18 protein-coding genes and 1 riboswitch are annotated in these 19,451 nt (G+C 47.5%); of the genes, 2 read left to right on the top strand and 16 right to left on the bottom strand.

The window, feature by feature from the left end; all coding sequences use genetic code 11:
- Window positions 1–145: 145 nt before the first annotated feature.
- The 14 genes from purN to NST74_RS03195 form a co-directional block, all read right to left on the bottom strand.
- Window positions 146–763, bottom strand: coding sequence for a phosphoribosylglycinamide formyltransferase (purN, locus tag NST74_RS03260; RefSeq protein WP_341110364.1), 618 nt, complete (start codon window positions 761–763; stop codon window positions 146–148).
- On the bottom strand, window positions 763–1,803 hold the full coding sequence (purM, locus tag NST74_RS03255) for a phosphoribosylformylglycinamidine cyclo-ligase (RefSeq protein WP_341110363.1): 1,041 nt from the start codon (window positions 1,801–1,803) through the stop codon (window positions 763–765). Before purM ends, purN begins: the two co-directional genes overlap by 1 nt.
- Before the next feature lie 366 nt (window positions 1,804–2,169).
- Complete coding sequence (gene purF / locus NST74_RS03250; protein ID WP_076121671.1) at window positions 2,170–3,666, bottom strand: amidophosphoribosyltransferase; 1,497 nt, start codon at window positions 3,664–3,666, stop codon at window positions 2,170–2,172.
- Window positions 3,651–5,897, bottom strand: coding sequence for a phosphoribosylformylglycinamidine synthase subunit PurL (gene purL, locus NST74_RS03245; RefSeq protein ID WP_341110362.1), 2,247 nt, complete (start codon window positions 5,895–5,897; stop codon window positions 3,651–3,653). Before purL ends, purF begins: the two co-directional genes overlap by 16 nt.
- Window positions 5,875–6,564, bottom strand: a complete 690-nt coding sequence (gene purQ / locus NST74_RS03240; RefSeq protein WP_341110361.1) for a phosphoribosylformylglycinamidine synthase subunit PurQ — start codon at window positions 6,562–6,564, stop codon at window positions 5,875–5,877. The genes purL and purQ overlap by 23 nt, the downstream gene beginning before the upstream one ends.
- Window positions 6,565–6,569: 5 nt before the next feature.
- Complete coding sequence (purS, locus tag NST74_RS03235; protein ID WP_036680912.1) at window positions 6,570–6,815, bottom strand: phosphoribosylformylglycinamidine synthase subunit PurS; 246 nt, start codon at window positions 6,813–6,815, stop codon at window positions 6,570–6,572.
- A gap of 133 nt (window positions 6,816–6,948) precedes the next feature.
- Window positions 6,949–7,839, bottom strand: coding sequence for a phosphoribosylaminoimidazolesuccinocarboxamide synthase (locus tag NST74_RS03230; protein ID WP_341110360.1), 891 nt, complete (start codon window positions 7,837–7,839; stop codon window positions 6,949–6,951).
- A 312-nt stretch (window positions 7,840–8,151) separates the two neighbouring features.
- The gene (gene purB, locus NST74_RS03225; protein WP_042124027.1) at window positions 8,152–9,447 is read right to left on the bottom strand and encodes an adenylosuccinate lyase; all 1,296 of its coding nucleotides are present in this window, start codon (window positions 9,445–9,447) and stop codon (window positions 8,152–8,154) included.
- 5 nt (window positions 9,448–9,452) lie between these two features.
- The gene (gene purK / locus NST74_RS03220) at window positions 9,453–10,688 is read right to left on the bottom strand and encodes a 5-(carboxyamino)imidazole ribonucleotide synthase (RefSeq protein ID WP_341110359.1); all 1,236 of its coding nucleotides are present in this window, start codon (window positions 10,686–10,688) and stop codon (window positions 9,453–9,455) included.
- Window positions 10,685–11,170 (bottom strand): 5-(carboxyamino)imidazole ribonucleotide mutase, encoded by a 486-nt coding sequence (gene purE, locus NST74_RS03215; protein WP_341110358.1) that lies wholly within the window; start codon window positions 11,168–11,170, stop codon window positions 10,685–10,687. Before purE ends, purK begins: the two co-directional genes overlap by 4 nt.
- A 219-nt stretch (window positions 11,171–11,389) precedes the next feature.
- A riboswitch (purine riboswitch) is annotated at window positions 11,390–11,491 on the bottom strand.
- Window positions 11,492–11,705: 214 nt separating this feature from the next.
- Window positions 11,706–12,140, bottom strand: a complete 435-nt coding sequence (locus NST74_RS03210; RefSeq protein ID WP_341110357.1) for a universal stress protein — start codon at window positions 12,138–12,140, stop codon at window positions 11,706–11,708.
- Window positions 12,141–12,180: 40 nt separating this feature from the next.
- A complete protein-coding gene (locus NST74_RS03205; RefSeq protein WP_042124022.1) occupies window positions 12,181–12,444 on the bottom strand; it encodes a DUF1294 domain-containing protein in 264 nt (87 codons plus the stop codon).
- Between the two features lie 112 nt (window positions 12,445–12,556).
- Entirely contained in the window at window positions 12,557–13,795 is a 1,239-nt protein-coding gene (locus NST74_RS03200; protein ID WP_341110356.1) for an MFS transporter, read from the bottom strand.
- A 139-nt stretch (window positions 13,796–13,934) separates the two neighbouring features.
- Window positions 13,935–16,070 carry a DNA topoisomerase III gene (locus NST74_RS03195; RefSeq protein ID WP_341110355.1) on the bottom strand — a complete coding sequence of 712 codons (2,136 nt, stop codon included), beginning with the start codon at window positions 16,068–16,070 and terminating at the stop codon, window positions 13,935–13,937.
- Window positions 16,071–16,197: 127 nt separating this feature from the next.
- On the opposite strand from NST74_RS03195, the gene tsaA reads away from it, so the two are divergent.
- On the top strand, window positions 16,198–16,641 hold the full coding sequence (gene tsaA, locus NST74_RS03190) for a tRNA (N6-threonylcarbamoyladenosine(37)-N6)-methyltransferase TrmO (protein ID WP_341110354.1): 444 nt from the start codon (window positions 16,198–16,200) through the stop codon (window positions 16,639–16,641).
- 55 nt (window positions 16,642–16,696) lie between these two features.
- On the top strand, window positions 16,697–17,623 hold the full coding sequence (locus tag NST74_RS03185) for an AraC family transcriptional regulator (protein ID WP_341110352.1): 927 nt from the start codon (window positions 16,697–16,699) through the stop codon (window positions 17,621–17,623).
- 66 nt (window positions 17,624–17,689) lie between these two features.
- Here NST74_RS03185 and NST74_RS03180 read toward each other — a convergent pair whose 3' ends face one another.
- Together NST74_RS03180 and NST74_RS03175 are read right to left on the bottom strand one after the other, a co-directional pair.
- Window positions 17,690–18,841: a DUF4179 domain-containing protein gene (locus NST74_RS03180; RefSeq protein WP_341115818.1), complete on the bottom strand. Its 1,152-nt coding sequence runs from the start codon at window positions 18,839–18,841 to the stop codon at window positions 17,690–17,692.
- The gene (locus NST74_RS03175) at window positions 18,819–19,403 is read right to left on the bottom strand and encodes an RNA polymerase sigma factor (protein ID WP_341110350.1); all 585 of its coding nucleotides are present in this window, start codon (window positions 19,401–19,403) and stop codon (window positions 18,819–18,821) included. Before NST74_RS03175 ends, NST74_RS03180 begins: the two co-directional genes overlap by 23 nt.
- Window positions 19,404–19,451: the final 48 nt, after the last annotated feature.

Below are 19,451 nucleotides of genomic sequence, written 5' to 3'. Positions count from 1 at the left end.
TCAGGTTGTACATGCGATTTAATATGAAGAAAACCCACAACGCGACACATAACGCCGCTTATGCAATATTTCCCGAGAAATACCCTGAAACATCTCGGTCTGTCACCAAATGTCGATCTAAAACTTCGAATGGCTGCGGTGCAGCTTACTTTTCGCGGATAATCGTCTTTCTTCCACGCAGTTCCACTTTCCCGCTGGCAAAAGCGCCAACCACTTCGGGATACAGCTCATACTCAACCTTATGAATACGTTCTGCCAATGAATCCGCCGTGTCGTTATCCTGCAGGGCTACGCTGCGCTGAGCAATAACAGGCCCGGTATCCATACCTCCATCGACAAAATGCACAGTAACACCCGTCAGCTTTACGCCATAATCCAGCGCTTGTCCGATAGCATCTTTTCCCGCAAAAGCAGGCAGCAGCGATGGATGAATGTTAATAATTCGTCCAGCATACGGCGTTAACAGCACAGGTGTAATGAGACGCATATACCCTGCCAGCACAACCAGCCCGATTTCCCGCCGCTGAAGCTCTGCTACGATCTCTGCTTCGTAGTCTTCACGGCTGGCGAAATCTTTTGGCCGCAGCAAGAGGGCGGGAATGCCCGCATCCTCCGCACGCTTAGCTACAGGTGCCTCTGGCTTGTCGGATACAAGCAACTCAATATTGCCCTCACCAAGCAAGCCCGCTCTCTGTGCATCGATTAGTGCTGCAAAATTACTGCCTTGCCCAGAAGCAAAAACAGCGATTCGACTCCATTGCATCACACTTCAGCTCCAGTAAAGGTTACTTTGTGTTCCCCTTCTGTCACTTTACCAATGATATATGCCTCTTCCCCGCTAGCTTTTAGCAGTTCAAGAGCACGTTCTCCATCAGCGCTACTTACTACCAGAACAAGTCCAATTCCCATATTAAAAGTAGTAAACATATCACGGTTGCTTACGTTTCCTTTGTTCTGCATCAATCCGAAGATCGGCAGAATCGGCCACGATCCGTAATTAATCTCCACATCTACACCGTCAGGCAATACGCGCGGGATATTCTCAATGAATCCGCCACCCGTAATATGTGCCATACCTTTTACCGGAAGCTGCTCTAACAGTGCCAGCAAAGGCTTTACATAGATCTTAGTTGGTGCAAGAAGTACATCCACAAGCGGAGCTCCAAGCTCCGGAAGCACATCATTCAGACCATAGCCATCTTCCTCAAGCAAAAGCTTACGCACCAGCGAGAAGCCGTTGCTGTGCACACCGCTAGATGCCAGACCGATCACTGTGTCTCCAGCAGCGATGGTTGCGCCTGTTACCAGCTTCGCTTTGTCAGCTACACCAACCGTGAATCCAGCGATATCATACTCTCCCGCTGAATACATGCCCGGCATTTCAGCTGTTTCGCCGCCAATCAATGCGCAACCTGCTTGGTGACAGCCCTCTGCGATCCCTGCTACGATCGCTTCGATTTTCTCCGGCACGACTTTGTCGCAAGCCAGATAGTCGAGGAAAAAGAGCGGCTCTGCGCCTTGCACTACAATGTCGTTCACGCACATAGCCACAGCGTCGATCCCAATCGTGTCATGGCGATCTGCCGCGAACGCGATTTTGAGCTTCGTGCCTACACCATCAGTACCAGACACAAGGACTGGCTCTTCATATTTATCTTTATTGAGGCCAAACAGCGCTCCGAACCCACCGAGATCCGTCATTACTTCTGGACGGTAAGTACGTTTTACGTGTTTCTTCATGCGTTCTACCGCTTCATTACCAGCCGCAATATCCACTCCGGCGTTTTTATAAGCTTCCGACACTTGGGACACCTCATCTTTTAATTAGTTTAGAGCGCGTTTGCGGGGCATCGAGGGGAGTTGGTGGTTATTGGAGTTATTACGAGGAATGTTTGGACTTCCGATCGCTGTTATGTTTGAATTTCCTGATTTAAACCGCTCATCACGGTAGAAATCCAAACATAAAGGCGAACGCTAACGCTTCTACAGTTCCAAACTTCCTCTCCATAACTCCCTCCAACCACCGGGTTTCCCCTACTGCAAGCCGCAGTGCGCGCCTTGCACACGGACCTCAAGACCTCGGTGCATGAGCTGCGCCATGCACCTCCTTAAGCGAAACAAGCGAACACCCACACCTTTGCAAGGGGAACTTAGGGGGATGGCCCCTAACTAGCAGCTGCAGCCATCTTTCTCTTCCCCGCCAAAATCAACCTGCGTCGGGTAATCGTTATCGAAGCAGGAAAGGCATAGCCCGCCTTTATAATCATCTTTGTTGTGACCACCAATGGAAGCGATTAGGCCTTCCGGTGACAGGAATGCCAAGGAATCGGCATTGATCTCTTCGCACATTTCCGCAATGGTCTTGTAGGACGCGATGAGATCGCGGCGGTCTGGGGTATCAATGCCATAGAAGCAAGGATTCTTGAAGGGCGGCGATGTAATCCGCACATGCACTTCAACAGCTCCCGCTTCACGAAGCAGATTGACGATCCGCCGCGAAGTTGTGCCACGCACGATGGAATCATCGATCATGACGACACGTTTACCATCCACCACGCTGCGCACAGCGCTTAGCTTCATTTTCACACCTTGCTCACGCAGTTCTTGGCTCGGCTGGATGAAGGTCCGGCCTGTGTATTTATTCTTGATGAGCCCAAGCTCATAAGGAATGCCCGTCTGCTCCGCATATCCGATCGCTGCCGAGATACTCGAATCCGGTACACCGGTTACGAGGTCAGCATCTACGAAAGCTTCTAATGCCATGCGGCTACCCATCCGCTTCCGGGCGGTGTGCAGGTTAGCGCCGTTCATATCACTGTCTGGACGAGAGAAGTAAATATACTCCATCGCGCACAGCGCTTTACGTTTAGGCTCGGTAAAACGGTCCTCTAAGAGGCCGTTTTTATCGAGCACGAGCAGTTCGCCGGGTTCGATATCGCGAACCAGCTGCGCTCCGATGACTTCTAGTGCGCAAGATTCGGAAGCAAAAATATATGCATCGCCGATCCGCCCCATTACAAGCGGACGCAAACCGTGAGAATCCGAAGCAACAATTAATTTGTCATTCGTCATGAGCAGAAAAGCGAACCCGCCAACCAGTTGTTTCAGCGCATCCTTAGCCGCTTCAACAAAATCCTTAGGCGAACGTGCAATCAGATGCGCCAGCACTTCGGTATCACTTGTGGTTTGAAAGATCGATCCGCTTTGCTCTAGCTGCTTACGAATCAACGGTTCATTAACAATGTTACCGTTTGTAGCAATCGCCAAATCACCGTCACGATATTTGAATACGAGCGGCTGTGCATTGGTTAAGCGGCTGTCCCCGCTGGTTGAATAACGTACATGCCCGATAGACATGTCTCCAACCAGTGAGGCAATTTTGTCCTTGTCGAATACTTCTTTTACTAACCCCATCCCGCGGTGGTAGTTGAAATCACGACCATCTGCTACGCAGATGCCCGCACTTTCTTCCCCTCGGTGCTGTAAGGCGTGCAAGCCGTAATAAGACATGGACGCCGCTTCCGGGTGTCCGAAGACCCCGAAAACGCCGCATTCTTCTTTTAATGTGTCAAAAATATCTCCCGAGCCCGTTCCTTCATTGTAAAAGTCACCAGTCCACAGGATAGGAGTCTCCTGCTCTTTCCCGGTCTTTATTTCATAAGACATGGAATAGCATCCTCCCACACGAATTTCAATTCTGCTACAGCTTCATCTAATACGGATGCACCGTCCAGATTTACGCGCAGTCTGTCTCCACCTACAGTTCCGATGATTTCCACGGGTACGCCGCTGGCAGCAATCGCTGCTTTTAGCTCTTCTGCATGTTCAGGCGCTGCTGTCAGCACGATACGCGATTGGCTCTCACTGAACAATGCTACATCGGATCTAAGTCCATTAGCAGAAAGCTCAACGTTCGCACCAATGCCACCGCTGATACAGCTCTCTGCAAGTGCTACAGCAAGGCCGCCTTCGGACAAGTCATGTGCCGAACGTACCAGACCGCCGCGAATCGAGGTAAGCACTGCGCTCAGCAGTTTTTTCTCAGTAGCCAAATCCAAAGCTGGAGGACGGCCTTCGGTTACACCATGAACGGCATATTGAAATTCACTACCACCAAGCTCGGCTTTTGTTACACCTAGCAGAAGGATAGAGTCTCCTTCTTGTTTGAATCCTTGAGTCGTAATATGATCTGTATCCGCTACTAAACCAACCATGCCGACAACCGGCGTTGGATAGATGGATCCCGTAGTATTTTCGTTATAAAGACTGACATTACCACCGATAACCGGAGTATCCAGCACACGACAAGCTTCAGCCATACCATCAACCGCACGTTCCATTTGCCAGAACACATCAGGTTTCTCAGGGTTTCCGAAGTTTAGGTTATCCGTAATAGCCAATGGTTCAGCACCGGAACAAACGATGTTACGTGCCGCTTCGCTGACTGCAATACGTCCGCCCACTTCAGGATCAAGATAAACGTAGCGACCGTTACAGTCCGTAGTCATCGCTAGCCCTTTACGTGTACCATGAATGGTAACTACAGCCGCATCAGATCCAGGTCGAACAGCCGTACTAGTCCGCACCATATAATCATATTGGTTGTAAACCCATGCTTTACTTGCTACGGTTGGCGATCCAAGAACAGTACGAAGTGCGCCGCCTAGATCTGTAACTTCTGCGTAACGAAGCGTATCTACCGATTCATTTTCCACATAATAAGCAGGTACCTCAGAAGGTTTGTTATAGACTGGGCACTCATCCACGAGCGCTGTTACTGGCATGTCACCAACAACTTCACCGTGATGATACAATTTCAAGCGACCGTCATCCGTAACTTTACCGACCTTACAGCAGATTACACCCCAGCGATCAAAAATCTCTTGCGCCTGAGCTTCATCCTTCGGTTCTACTACGAACAACATCCGTTCTTGCGATTCCGAAAGCATCATTTCATAAGGGGTCATGCCGTCTTCACGTTGTGGCACCTGATCCAGATACAGCTCCAGACCGTTGCCCGCTTTACTTGCCATCTCGGCACTAGAGCAGGTAAGTCCAGCCGCACCCATATCCTGAATCCCGATAACGATGCCGCTGTCGATCAATTCCAGGCAAGATTCCATCACGAGTTTCTCCATAAATGGATCGCCTACTTGTACAGCTGTACGTTTAGCTTCGGACTCTTCACTTAGTTCCACGGATGCAAAAGTAGCCCCATGAATCCCATCACGTCCTGTTGGAGGTCCTACGTAGAAGACTGGGTTCCCTACACCTTTAGCGACACCGCGTTGGATTTTATCATGATCGATCAGACCGACACACATTGCGTTAACAAGCGGGTTACCGTCATAGCTATCATCGAACATGATTTCGCCGCCCACGGTTGGAATCCCGATACAGTTACCATAACCAGCAATACCAGACACGACATGCTCGAACAAATATTTCACGCGATCGCTTTCCAGCTTGCCGAAACGCAAGGAATTCAGCAGTGCGATAGGTCTTGAGCCCATGGAGAAAATATCACGAATGATACCACCTACGCCTGTTGCCGCACCTTGAAAAGGTTCTACCGCAGAAGGGTGGTTATGACTTTCGATTTTGAATACAACCGCTTGGTTGTCTCCGATATCTACAATCCCTGCGCCCTCGCCGGGTCCCATCAGGACACGTGGTCCAGTAACCGGGAAACGTCTCAACAATGGCTTAGAGTTCTTGTATGCACAGTGTTCGGACCACATTACGCTGAATACGCCGATTTCGGTATAATTCGGCAAGCGTCCCATAAAAGACTTGATGAGCTCATATTCGCTGTCCGATACACCGAATTGGCTGTAAATTTTCTGCTCCGCGATCTGTTCTGCGGTCGGTTCCTTAACGGATACTTGCTGCGTCATGACGATCCCTCCAAGTCTTCAGTATAGATGTGAACATCCGTTTGCCATCTTCGGATCCGAGCAAGCTGTTAGCTGCACGCTCAGGGTGAGGCATCATGCCGACTACATTGCCCTGTACGTTACTAACACCCGCAATATCAGCTACAGAGCCGTTTGGATTATCGCTATATGTGAACACGATCTGATTGTTAGCTTTCAGCTCTGCTAAAGTCTCTTCATCACAGTAGTAGTTCCCTTCGCCGTGAGCGATTGGAATAACGATTTCTTCATCCTTAGCATAGTCAATAGTAAATGGGGTTTCGTTATTAACAACCTTAAGCACTGTATCATGACAACGGAACTTCATGGACATGTTACGACGCAGCGCGCCCGGCAACAAACCAGCTTCAGTAAGAATTTGGAACCCATTGCAAATGCCTAGCACGAATTTCCCTTGCTCTGCTGCTTTAGCAACTTCAGCCATAACAGGAGCAAATCTTGAAATCGCGCCGCAGCGCAGGTAATCACCATATGAGAATCCGCCTGGAACCAAAATGCAATCATACACCGACAAATCTGTCGCTGTATGCCACACATAATCGACGGGTTCGCCGAGACTGTCCTCTACCGCCTTGTAGCAATCAATATCACAGTTGGAGCCTGGGAAGACAAGTACAGCAAATTTCATGTCGTTTAGTCCTCCAATTCGTAGCGGTAATCCTCGATCACCGTGTTGGCAAGTAGCTTTTCGCACATTTCCTTGAGACGCACTTCTGCTTCAGCACGGTTGTCCGTGTCCAAAGTCAGCTCCATATATTTCCCAATACGCAAACTTTCAACCTCTTGAAAACCTACCGAATGAAGTGCTCCTTGCACTGCTACCCCTTGTGGATCGAGAACGCTCTTCTTGATGGTGACATATACCGTCGCTTTTAACATATGCTTGTAGTTCCTCCTAAATTTTTATGTGTATATACTTTCTGAAAGCTGAAACTCTACTAAAAGTAACTCTAGCTTCAAAAACAAAAACATATACTTAATTTATTCTCATGAGTAAACACACTATGTTGAGCTATAAAGACTTGCCAGTAAGACGATGATAAATGTCCAGATAACGGCGTGTAGTTTCTTCAACTACTTCTTGTGGAAGTGGATCAGGTTTACTATTTTTATCCCAGGAGGATGCAGATAGATACGTACGAACAGGCTCTTTATCCATACTATCAATTTCGATATCAAGAGCATATTTGTCCTTGGCCCAGAAGCGTGAAGCATCCGGCGTAAAAATCTCATCAATCAGAATCACCTTGCCGTCCAGCAAGCCGAATTCGAATTTGCAATCTGCAAGAATAATTCCCCGCTCAGCACAGTACTCTCTGGCAAAAGAGAACAACTGCAAGCTTTTCTCCTGCAGCTCGAGTGCCAGATCAGCACCGATTAACTCCTGCATCTTTTCAAAAGGAATATCCTCATCATGACCTACATCATTTTTAGCCGCAGGGGTAAAAATCGGCTGTGCCAGCAGCGCATTTTTGCGCAAATCTTTAGGAAGCTCAATACCATTGACTTTGCCTGTTTCTTGATACTGTCTCCAGCCCCCACCGGTAATGCACCCACGCACCACACATTCGATATCGATGCGTTCCGCTTTGCGTACCACCATAACACGGTTTCTGAGTGCCTCTTTGTCCTTAACGATGTCTCCGAGCAGATCCACATCGATATGAATGACATGATTCTCCATCAGCCCTTTGGTCTTTCCGAACCAGAACGCACTCAGACGGTTAAGTACATTGCCCTTTTCAGGCACCGCTGGGTCCAGCACATAGTCAAATGCAGATATCCGATCTGTAACGACGATCAGTACATTCTCCCCTAAATCGTACAGCTCACGAACCTTCCCTTTATAGAGCAGCGGCGCATTGATGAGTTCCACGGCTGTGGATACGGCCGACGATGTCATGACCTTTCCTCCCTTGAACTAATGATCATTAATTATTACTTGAGCGAAAGCGTCACTTACAAAGTCGAAATATCTATTGGTCAATCGGTCCACTACAAGAAATATTTGGACTTCCGATCGCTGTTATCCTCAGATTTCCTGATTTGAACCGCTTCTCGCGGTAGAAATCCGAGGATAAAGGCGAACGCTAACGCTTCTACAGTTCCAAAAATTCTCTTCGTTCCTTATTAACCATCGGTATTTCAATTCTGCACAACGCTAACCGCTCGTACTATTCCAAGCTCCTTAGTTCACCACTAACCTATCTTTTTTTTAGATAAGCTCTAGCTTGCGGAAGATGGTGTCCACATGCTTAAGGTGCCAAGAAGGGTTAAATGCATCTTCAATCTCTTCTGGGGTAAGAACGTTAGTGATTTCAGGTGTAGCTTCCACGATATCGCGGAATTGTTTTTGCTCTTCCCATGCTTGCATAGCACGCGGTTGAACGGTATCGTACGCTTGCTCACGGCTAAGACCTTTGTCGATCAGTTTAGTCAAGATCCGACCGGAGAAAGGAACGCCGAAGGTACGGTTCATGTTACGCTTCATGTTCTCTGGGAATACAGTCAGGTTCTTCACGATGTTACCGAAACGGTTCAGCATGTAGTTAAGCAGCATTGTCGCATCCGGAAGAATGATACGTTCCACGGAGGAGTGCGAAATATCGCGTTCATGCCAGAGTGGCACGTTCTCGTAAGCTGTAACCATATGTCCGCGAATGACGCGGGACAGACCGGAAATGTTCTCGCAGCCGATCGGATTACGTTTATGCGGCATAGCGGATGAACCTTTTTGACCTTTGGCAAAAGCTTCTTCCACTTCACGAATCTCACTCTTTTGCAGGGCGCGGATTTCAGTAGCGAATTTGTCTAACGATGTCGCTACCAAAGCAAGTGCAGCCATGTATTCAGCATGACGGTCACGCTGTAACGTTTGTGTAGAGATTGGAGCTGGGCTTGTGCCGAGCTTGCGGCAAACGAATTCTTCTACGAAAGGATCGATGTTCGCGTACGTACCAACAGCACCGGAGATTTTACCGAACTGCACACCGTTCGCAGCATGGCGGAAACGCTCCAGGTTACGTTTCATTTCTTCGTACCAAAGCGCCATTTTCAGACCGAAGGTGGTTGGCTCGGCATGAACGCCATGTGTACGGCCCATCATCGGTGTATCTTTGTAGGCAATAGCCTTATCTTTAAGGATCTCAATAAAATTGATGATATCCTTCTCTAGAATCTCATTCGCTTGACGAAGCAAGTAACCCAGTGCCGTATCTACCACGTCAGTAGAAGTAAGACCGTAGTGAACCCATTTGCGTTCTGCGCCAAGGCTTTCGGAAACCGCACGTGTAAATGCGATAACGTCATGACGTGTCTCTTGTTCTATTTCATCAATGCGTGCGATGTCGAATTTAGCGTCTTTACGCAGTTTAGCTGCGTCTTCGTGCGGGATAACTCCCAGCTCAGCCCATGCTTCACAAGCGCAGATCTCAACTTCCAGCCACGCTTTGAATTTATTTTCCTCCGTCCAAATAGCTCGCATCTCAGGTCTGCTGTAACGTTCGATCATATTCTTTAGTTCCTCCAAAGTTTAGATTGCTCCACCCAGGACAAGCCGTCTCCGGTATCCTTGCAGAGCAGATTGATATGGCCCATCTTGCGGCCGGCCTTACTCTCAGTCTTGCCATATATATGAAGCTTAGGTACAACACCCAGCTTATTATCTTTTTCGTCCTGTGTACAGGTCGCTTTAATGGCGCCATCCAAATGCTGACCTAGTACATTTACCATAACTACGGGTGTCAAAAGCGTTGTATCGCCCAGCGGCAGATTACAAATCGCCCGGACATGCTGCTCGAACTGTGAAGTCGCGCAAGCGTCCATGGTGTAATGCCCGGAGTTATGCGGCCTTGGTGCCAGCTCATTGACGAACAATTGCCCATCCTCTGTGACGAACATTTCTACAGCCAACAGCCCAACCGCATCAAGTCCAGCAATTAATGTCTCTGCCAATTCGCATGCTCTCCGCTGAATCTCCTCTGACACTCTTGCAGGCACAATAGACAGATGCAAAATATTATTCACATGAATATTCTCCGACGGTGGGAAGCTCTTAACCTCTCCAGATGCACTGCGTGCAGCAACGACGGATATTTCACACTTAAAAGCGACAAATTTCTCAAGCACCAGCTCCGGTACAACCGCTCCGGGTGCTACTTGCCGGAAGGCTTCTTCCAGCTCTTCCTCCTGCCGAATCACGGCTTGTCCCTTACCGTCATAACCGCCTGTGGCTGTCTTCAGCACACAGGGAAGTCCAAGTTCAACCGCCGCCACTTTCAGCTCCGCAAGGCTATCCACCTTCCGGTACGGGGCGACGGGTACGCCTGCCGCCTCGATGGCGGCTTTTTCGCGCAGCCGATGCTGTGTCGTATACAGCAGCGCGCTGCCCTGCGGCACGTACGATTCCTCCGTCAGCAGCGCGGCAACACCCGCGTCGACGTTCTCGAACTCGTACGTGATGACGTCCGAGCGGCGCGCTAGCTCCCGCGCCGCGTCCCGGTCGTTATACGCCGCTGTAATCTGCGGCGTAACTTGACCGCTTGGCGCATCCGGCGCAGGGTCCAGCGCCACGAAGCGGTAGCCCATGGCGCTGCCAGCCAGCGCCATCATGCGCCCGAGCTGCCCGCCGCCGAGCACGCCGACGGTCGCCCCGGGCAGTAGCGTCCGGACGGTGTCCGTACCGGACGCATTAGTAGCAGCTGGCGAATTAGCGCCGCCAGCCTCCTGCAGCTTCAGCTCCTCCGGTCTCATAAGCTGTCGCTGCTTTCAAGGACTTCGCCCGTGATCGCATCCCGCCGCAGCTGCGCACGCTGCTGCACTTCTGGATCGAACGCTCCGATAATCTGTGCGGCCAGGAGGCCTGCATTAATGGCTCCTGCCTTACCAATGGCTACCGTTGCCACTGGAATGCCTCCTGGCATCTGCACGATGGAGAGAAGCGAATCCAGCCCATTAAGCGCCTTCGACTGTACTGGCACTCCAATCACAGGCAGGATCGTCTTTGCTGCCACCATACCCGGTAAATGCGCGGCACCGCCCGCTCCTGCAATAATGACGCGAATACCCCGGCCCGCGGCTTCCTCCGCATAGCTGAACATCAAGTCCGGCGTCCGGTGCGCAGATACTACCTTCTTCTCATAAGATAATCCCAGCTCTTCAAGCACCGCACAAGCGTACTCCATCGTGTCCCAATCCGATTTACTGCCCATGATAACAGCTACCTGTACAGACATGATTCGACCTACCTTCCAGTCACTAGTATGGATATCTTTATTATCTTTATCTTGTAAATTCGAATAAAAAAAGCCCGATGACCAGACGCATTTTGCTGCGGGAGGATCGGACTAGTAAAGAAATTAGGAAAAAATAATCCGCGTGCCTATCATTAGGCTGCATTAAGCGCGGAAAATGGCATAATGCATCATTCCGTTACCCGGACCGCATTGCCGCATTCTATCATCCTATTTCCTCGTAGTCCGGTAATTTACGGTTCCCGGGTAGAAACTTCCGGGCCATATCCCCGGTTTTATACGAGTTGCTCATGACATCAGTTTAACAATCCCCTACACAGGATGTCAACTCAAACACGAACATTTGTAAATTAGGATTACCAAACGTTCGCTTTTAGGCGAATTTAATTTCTCAACAGCCACTTATTTTGATGATAAAGACTTCTTTCCGTACACTCTTAATGCTAAACCATTCAGTCAGTTATCTTCCTGATCACGAAAAAAAAGGAACGCCATAAGCGTCCCTTTTAACTTTATATTATTTGACTACCAGCACCGGAATACGAGCGCTTTGTACTACATTGTGGCTTACGCTGCCCAGAACAAATTCACGTATTCCGCCAAGTCCGCGGCTGCCGATAACAATTACATCTATAGCATGTTCCTTCGCATATTTCAAAATCACTTCAGCGGGAGATCCTTGTAATAGCTCAACCTCAGCATTCAAGCCTTCAGCCTCAAGACGTCCCTTCACTTCTTCTGTAGTCTGCACTGCCAAATCATAATACTCTTTATTTACTGAAGCCGGTAATGGTGCAAGAGCTTCTCCGATAAAAAATCTTGGAAATTCAAATGCGTGAACGACATGCATCGTAGAGCTCGGAGTTACTTTTGCGAGTTCAATTGCGCGCTCCAATGCTTGATTAGAAGCCTTAGATCCATCATAGGCGAGTAAAATTTTAGAGAATAACATGTACGCCACCTCTTTTTCTAGTTTGTAATCATAAAGACTATCACCTTAAAAAATAGCTGTACAAAAAGATATTCAGCAACAGAAGCAACGGAATTCCGATCCTAAAGGACATATGTCGTGTCTTGTGACGCTTACGATACATGGCAATCAGCACGCCTAGTGCCCCGCCCATAGCTGCCAGCAGAAAAAGTGTCTTCTCAGGTACACGTTCTCGCCGTTTACGGGCTTTGATCTTGTCTTCGGACATCACTACATATCCGATTATATTAATTACCACAAACCACAACATTATAACCTTGACCATTCTCCCGGGCTCTCCTCCTTGCTACCTATCTATCTCTATTATATTCCTCTTTTTCACAAAAAACCAATCATCCTTACACGCTCTGATAACTTCGCTGTCTGCCTCTTTAGTTTCACCGCTTCGCATCCTTCATCCATATCCATGACAACACCGCAGCAAGCGCCGCCGCAATTCCACCCAGCCAGAACCCCCCGGTCAAACCATAGTGAGCACTCATCCAGCCTGCCACGAAAGGTCCCGCCGACATGCCTACCGCATAGACAGCCTGATAGAAGCCCATAGCTGTTGCGCGTTTATATGGATCCACTTCTGACACCGACTTGCCTAACAACAATGGAAAAATAAGTCCCTGCATAAATCCGTTTCCTACCTGAGTCAGACAAAGCATCGCTAACGTCGGCATAGAAGGAATAAGAAGTGTAAACAATGCACTGCCCGCGAAGCCTATGATAAGCGTCCCCCTGTCCCCTAGGAGTCTTCCGAATGTCCGTGAACCGTAGAGGGTCGCGACAGCATGCGGAATCATGAAAGCAAGCGTCAGCCAGCCCAAGCTTTCTTTGCTTGCTCCGATATTCAGGGCTTGGTTCGGAGTATATCCGAACATCGTAATGAATAGCACACAGTGTGCCAATACAGACAACAGTGAGACTCTTACCAAAAGGGGCTCCTTCATAACACCCGCCAAATCCTTGATCTGGATCGCACTTTGCCGTTTCTCCTGTTTTTGTTCAGGCAATCGCAGAGCAAGCAGCAACGCCGCAATCGCTACAATTCCACCCATCAAGAACGGGGTATTCCAGCCCCAATGCTCCACCATATAGCCACTGATCATCATACTGGTCAATTGGGCGATAACTGTAGTAAATTGCAGCATGCCCATTGCTTTTCCAGCTTCCTCTTTCGGGAAATAGCCCGCAAACATCACAGTGTACACGACCCATGCCGAAGCCGCTATACCAGATACCGCACGTGCTGCCAATGCCCAAACAGGCTGTGCTCCCCACATAAAAAGAAAACAGCTGGCTCCGCTCGCAATCAATCCCAGATAGATAAACGGCCGCCGCCGATTCAAATAATCTGAACCGATACCAATCGGCAGTCGGAACAGGATCTGCATTAACCCGTATACGCCAAGCACCATGCCCACCATAAAATACGAGGCTCCCAATTGCTCCACATACGGTGAAAGCACCGGAACATAAATATAAGAAGAGAACCAGAACATAAATACAATCACAAGAAAGAAAAACCTGCTGTTACCCTGAGCTTGTGGGCTATCTGCCGCTTTCACTGAATCCACTTGCTGCTCCGCTGCCACCCTAATCACCTGCTCTATGTATTTGCTTAACATTCTAATTCAAAGCCTATCCGTAGACTACAAAAACTTACGCGAATAAAAAAAGACTACTGAGCAAACTCAGCAGTCTTCATTATTACCATCCAATTTCCCTGAACAAAAGTTAGTAGCAACAACAGGTTTACCTAGCTCTCTACTTATCCTTCTTTTGCCCTTCAAGCGCTGCTTTCAGCAGTTCCCCAAGGTTAGAGCCAATGCTTTCTTGCTTACTGTATTGCTGTACCAGCTTTTGCTGTTCGCGTTTATTCACATGCTTGTGGTCCTTATCCAAAGTTTCTGTGATTCCACAGCCCAGACATTGAACGAACATACCTGCTTTACCCTCTTTAAGCTCCATTTTCTTATGGCACTGCGGACAGCGGCGATTCGATAATCTTTTCTCTCCGGCCCGGGTATAACCACAGTTATCCGCAGGACACACAAGCAGCTTGCCCCGTTTGCTCTTTTTCTCGAGTAGTCTTGTACCGCATTCCGGACAATTACTATTTGAGACATTATGCGGTTTATATTCTGCTCCGCTTGTTTTTACACCAGTCACTAATTCCTGTGCCATACTGCGTATACCTTGCAAAAAGAGCTCCGGTTTCCCTTGACCACGCGCAATTTTCTCCAGCTCAGCTTCCCAGCGTGCAGTTAGATCCGGAGTCCGTAGCTGGGTGGATACCAGTTCGATAAGCTGCTTACCTTTTCCGGTCGGATGCAGGAGATTCCCCTGACGCTCAATGGTATCGGAGCTCACCAGCTTCTCGATAATATCCGCGCGCGTCGCCGGGGTTCCCAGTCCGTGCTTCTCCATTTGCGTCAAAAGTGAAGCTTCATTATAACGCTTCGGTGGCTGTGTTCGTCCAGGACGCACTACACAACGGCTAATCGTGACAGTTGCCCCTTCGCGAAGCTCAGGCAGCTTTACACTGCCAGCTGCTGGCTCGTCCGATGATTCCTCATCATCATCATTACTCATATCTCCACCGTACACTTCACGCCAGCCGGCATCTTTTACCGTCGTTCCTTTGACATGAAAGCTCTCGCCTTCCACATTGACGGTAACAGCTACCGCATCATAGCGTGCTGGGGGATAGAACAAGCTGATAAAACGCCGCACAATCAGATCATACAGCTTACGTTCCTCAGTACTCAGTCCATTTAATAATACAGTCTGCTCTGTCGGAATAATGGCATGGTGATCACTTACTTTACTATCATCCACAATACGCTTCGTAATCGGCAGCGGTTTGCGCAGCAGTGGACGTGCCAGCGCCGCATATGGTCCGACAGCCACACTGTCCAGTCTTTCCTTAAGTGTGCCCGTCATATCTGAAGTTAAGTAACGACTGTCCGTACGCGGGTAAGTGACTAGCTTGTGCTGCTCATATAAACGTTGGAGCACACTAGAAGTCTGCTTCGCGGAGAAGCCGAACTTCCGGTTCGCATCACGCTGCAATTCAGTCAAATCATAAGCGAGAGGATGGGGCTCGCTCTTTTCACTCTTCTGCACCTTAATAATACGTCCGCTACGACCAGTAAGCTTATCCTTCAGACTTGCTGTCTTATCCTTTTCGAATATCCGCCCATCTCCGTTACTAGCCCGCCAAGCTGCTTGGAAATCCCCGAAATCTGCAGTTAACGTCTCAAAATCAACGGAACGGAAACCCGTTATTTCCTTTTCACGATCCATAATCATCCCTAATGTCGGTGTTTGCACCCGTCCTGCCGAGAGCGGCGAACCGAACTTGCAAGTCAATGCTCTCGTGACATTAAGACCAATCATCCAGTCCGCCTCTGCGCGGCAACGTGCAGATTCGTATAGACGATCAAATTCCCGACCTGGGCGGAGCTTAGCGAATCCCTCTTTAATCGCCTTATCAGTCTGCGAGGATATCCATAGCCGCCGGAATGGCTTTTTCCACCCTGCCATAGTCATAATCCAGCGAGCCAGCAGCTCACCTTCACGGGCAGCGTCTGTAGCCACCACAAGCTCCTCAATATCCTGTCTTTTCATTAGATGCTGAACAGCCTTGTATTGCTGATTCGTCTCCCGAAGCACCTTCAACTTGGTCTTCTCCGGTAAAATCGGTAAATCCTCCAGGGCCCAGGTTGCAAACTTTTTATTATAATCTTCAGGCTCTGCCAGGCCGACTAAATGACCCAGTGCCCAGGTAACCACATATTTTGGACCTTCAATATAACTCTTCTGTTTATTATTACATCCCATAACTCGTGCAATCTCGCGTGCAACAGACGGCTTCTCCGCCAATACTAATGTCTTCATAATGCTCCCCTTTCCACATCAAATTTCATTATAGCATTAAATGAATGATAGCAAATATCGTCAGGCTTTACCGGGTCACTCCGTTATACACTAGATAATATCTGATACCCGAAAGGAGTCATAGTCAATGAATGAACAAGAAAGCTATAATATAGTACCTATAGGTTGGGTTACAGGTACGCCACGTAATTTGCGACTGGAAATCAAACCGGAATTTAGCCCGGCGCTTAAAGGTTTATCTCAATTTAGTCATTGCCAAGTGCTTTGGTGGCTGCACGAGTTTGCAGATGATCAATTCCGCCAGACTACACAGATTCAACCACCTTATGACGAAACATTAACTGGAGTATTCGCTTCCCGTTCCCCTATTCGACCTAATCCAATTGGGCTTAGTGTAGCAGCAATCCTGTCTGTCGATGAAGATTCTGGCATCGTAGAGGTGGCTGGGCTTGATGCCTATCCTGGTACACCAATTCTCGACATCAAAGCCTATTTTCCTAGTGCCGATCGCGTAATGGATGTGACCGTTCCCGATTGGGCTGCTAATTGGGGGGACTGGATGGCTGAATAATTGAAGTGGTAGTTTTGAACACCACCTCTATAAAAAAGTTATGGGAGGACATCTCTTGAACAATCGTCAATTAATAATCCAAGCATTAGATCTCATCGAGGATCGTTTAACAACGCTTCTTCCTGTAGCTGTCCTCTCCAAAGAAATGGGTTACTCTCTTTATCATTTCACCCGTCTATTTCAAGCGGTCACTGGGATAGCACCTGGCGACTATATATTAAGACGCAGAATCACTGAGGCAGCATTGGATATTTTAAGAATGCCAGAGCGCTCTCTTCAGGACATCTCGCTAGATTATGACTTCAATAATTATGAGACCTTTACCCGCGCTTTCAAAAGAATGCTGCATACGACTCCTACCCTCGTCCGTAAAAGGCGTACTAAATCACAGCTCCCTTTACTACCTAGACTCTACGAACATGATCTATATCAAGCACCTATGGATAATATTATCTCCCCCCAACTCGTTGATTTGGGAGAAATCATTCTTCAGGGACCGTTAGTAAAGATAAACGATAATTACTCCGTCATCTCTAATACTTGGTCGCTGCTTTTTAGCAAGGTAACTACCATACATAAGCGCATACTTCCCGAAAAATATTATCAGCTTGGCTTCTGGCCAAACGATTATGAGGATAACGGATTTTCGATTATGTGTGCCTGCGAGCTAAAGTCTTCACCTTCCATAGCACAGAATCACATAAGCCATTCGGATACTTCATCTAAATCGGAAATTTATACAGACAGCAATCGGGCACTACCCATTCATGTATTACCACCCGCCCGATATTTGAAATTCATCCACAGAGGCCGTTCTTGTGATATCCCTTCTACTTATAAATATATTTACGGAATCTGGCTGCCAAAAACAGAATACAGAATATCCATTCCTTTTGAATTAGAATTTTATGGAGAAGGGTACATTGGCCCGGATAATGAAAAATCTGTGAGCGAAATCTACATTCCATTAGAATTTATATAAAAAAGTCCGCATCTGATAGGCAGACACGGACTTTGCTTAGTTTATTGGATTAACAGTTACTAGTCCTTATTGAATCTGAATTGTTAGCTCAAGCTCTTCATAGAACGTTTTTATTCTTTGTCCATCAGCATCCTTCAAAAGGTTCAAATCCTTATCAAACGTACAGGTATACGGCTTGATGGTTACGTATTTCGGTGTTTCTGAGAATGCAGCATATATTTTATCTACTATAAGAAGTGGTATAGCCGGATATAAATTGTATCCCCGATTGTACGGTTCAATGATGTTCCCTTGATCATCTTCGATCTGATAGAACACCTCCGTTGGACTATACTCCCCTGTTTGTTCTGGTGATACAGGAACTTCCCCCGTACTATTAATAACTATTCTAGTCGTTGCAGGCGTAATATCTAGATTCATAACGGTATAACTAAACGCTCCTCTGCTCTTCGTTTGATCTGGGGTAAGCCTTATAGCCTCCTCAGTTACTTTTTTCACGGGTACATGAAATACAAATGGCTCTTCGACTTGGGCTACAGGTACACTTACACTTACCTCAAATTCTTCCCCAAATTCCTCGGTGTTTTGAACCTCATTAAGCTCTAGTAATAGTGTGTTCGATTGCCCGTAGATATCACCTGTTCTTGAAGAACCAAATATCACTTCTTTCCCATTAGGGAGTTTAACTACAGGCATTCCAAGCAACCCTTTTTCAGATTGATCAAAATTATTATTCCAAAAGTTCGTTATCTTAGCCATTACGAGATCATTTTGAATACCTTCTCTTTCGAACCCCAAAACCAGACGTGTACCATCATACATTACATCACTAATTTTCAAGGTTACTCCATCATGAGTAATACTAACGTCTGGATTAGTTGTAAGTCCTTTTTCAACAGCATTCTTCAGTCCCGAATCATCTAAATCACTAAAAATATTTCCTAGAATAGGAACCTGGCTCAGCTTGTCTGCCCAGGCGGGAGATACTAAACCAGTTCCAATAATCAACGTTCCAACTACCGCAGCTGTGCAGGCCGCAATCAACGTTTTCTTAAACAACTTGCCGTTTGTGTTCTTTTGTTGATTTCCCTGAACTTCCATCTTCTCAATTCGCTTCATTATTTGTTCACTATAGCTTGTTATCGGCATTTCATGACTTCGGACAGTCTCAGCAATCTGCTGCAACCTCTGCTCTTCAGTTCGATTTTGCCACTTCATCAAGTTGTATCCCTCCCTCGTAGATTTTTTCTGAAACAAGCTTCTTTCGTAACCGTTCATACCTCTTACGCAGCATTGACGGGCTACAACCCATGATCTGGCCCATTTCTTCAAAGCTATATTGCTCTACCAATTTAAGGATTAGCATGTTACTTTCTTCTGTTGAGAGATTGCTAAATAGCTGCTCTACCGGAGATTCATCGTTAAGTTCATAATAAGTCTTTGTTTGCAGTGCTGTATAAAGCTTAATCAGTCTGTTCCATCTCTTGCGTTTGCGAACCTGATCCAAGCAATGATGATAAGCCACTTTATACAGCCATGCATTAAAAGAGACTCGTTTCTCATAACGTCTGAGTTCCTGATACACTTTTACAAATATATCTTGCACAGCATCCTCTGCTTCTTCATGACTCTTCAATATATAGTAGCAATAAGTATAAATCCTTCTTTCATAGGCTTGTATAATCGTTCTATAGGTTTCGCGGTTACCCGTAAGAACCTGATCAATAGCCTCTTCAATTATTGTTTGATTCACTTGGACCCCGGGGCTGCGACGTTCCAAAGAATCACCTCCTTGTTATTGACTACAACTATATAACGAATGTGATCC

Origin of the sequence: Paenibacillus sp. FSL F4-0125 (assembly GCF_038008565.1) — a bacterium.
Taxonomy (GTDB): domain Bacteria; phylum Bacillota; class Bacilli; order Paenibacillales; family Paenibacillaceae; genus Paenibacillus_AQ.
The sequence above is the reverse complement of the archived record's forward strand: the minus strand, read 5'-3'. Positions and strand labels throughout refer to the sequence as shown.

Coding starts and splice junctions, on each gene's coding strand:
- NST74_RS03195 (WP_341110355.1), bottom strand. CDS start 16,070: ATGAAGACATTAGTATTGGCGGAGAAGCCGTCTGTTGCACGCGAGATT.
- NST74_RS03180 (WP_341115818.1), bottom strand. CDS start 18,841: ATGAAGTGGCAAAATCGAACTGAAGAGCAGAGGTTGCAGCAGATTGCT.
- purE (WP_341110358.1), bottom strand. CDS start 11,170: ATGTCTGTACAGGTAGCTGTTATCATGGGCAGTAAATCGGATTGGGAC.
- purN (WP_341110364.1), bottom strand. CDS start 763: ATGCAATGGAGTCGAATCGCTGTTTTTGCTTCTGGGCAAGGCAGTAAT.
- purL (WP_341110362.1), bottom strand. CDS start 5,897: ATGACGCAGCAAGTATCCGTTAAGGAACCGACCGCAGAACAGATCGCG.
- NST74_RS03205 (WP_042124022.1), bottom strand. CDS start 12,444: ATGGTCAAGGTTATAATGTTGTGGTTTGTGGTAATTAATATAATCGGA.
- purK (WP_341110359.1), bottom strand. CDS start 10,688: ATGAGACCGGAGGAGCTGAAGCTGCAGGAGGCTGGCGGCGCTAATTCG.
- tsaA (WP_341110354.1), top strand. CDS start 16,198: ATGAATGAACAAGAAAGCTATAATATAGTACCTATAGGTTGGGTTACA.
- purQ (WP_341110361.1), bottom strand. CDS start 6,564: ATGAAATTTGCTGTACTTGTCTTCCCAGGCTCCAACTGTGATATTGAT.
- purF (WP_076121671.1), bottom strand. CDS start 3,666: ATGTCTTATGAAATAAAGACCGGGAAAGAGCAGGAGACTCCTATCCTG.
- purB (WP_042124027.1), bottom strand. CDS start 9,447: ATGATCGAACGTTACAGCAGACCTGAGATGCGAGCTATTTGGACGGAG.
- NST74_RS03200 (WP_341110356.1), bottom strand. CDS start 13,795: ATGTTAAGCAAATACATAGAGCAGGTGATTAGGGTGGCAGCGGAGCAG.
- NST74_RS03230 (WP_341110360.1), bottom strand. CDS start 7,839: ATGACATCGTCGGCCGTATCCACAGCCGTGGAACTCATCAATGCGCCG.
- purS (WP_036680912.1), bottom strand. CDS start 6,815: ATGTTAAAAGCGACGGTATATGTCACCATCAAGAAGAGCGTTCTCGAT.
- NST74_RS03210 (WP_341110357.1), bottom strand. CDS start 12,140: ATGTTATTCTCTAAAATTTTACTCGCCTATGATGGATCTAAGGCTTCT.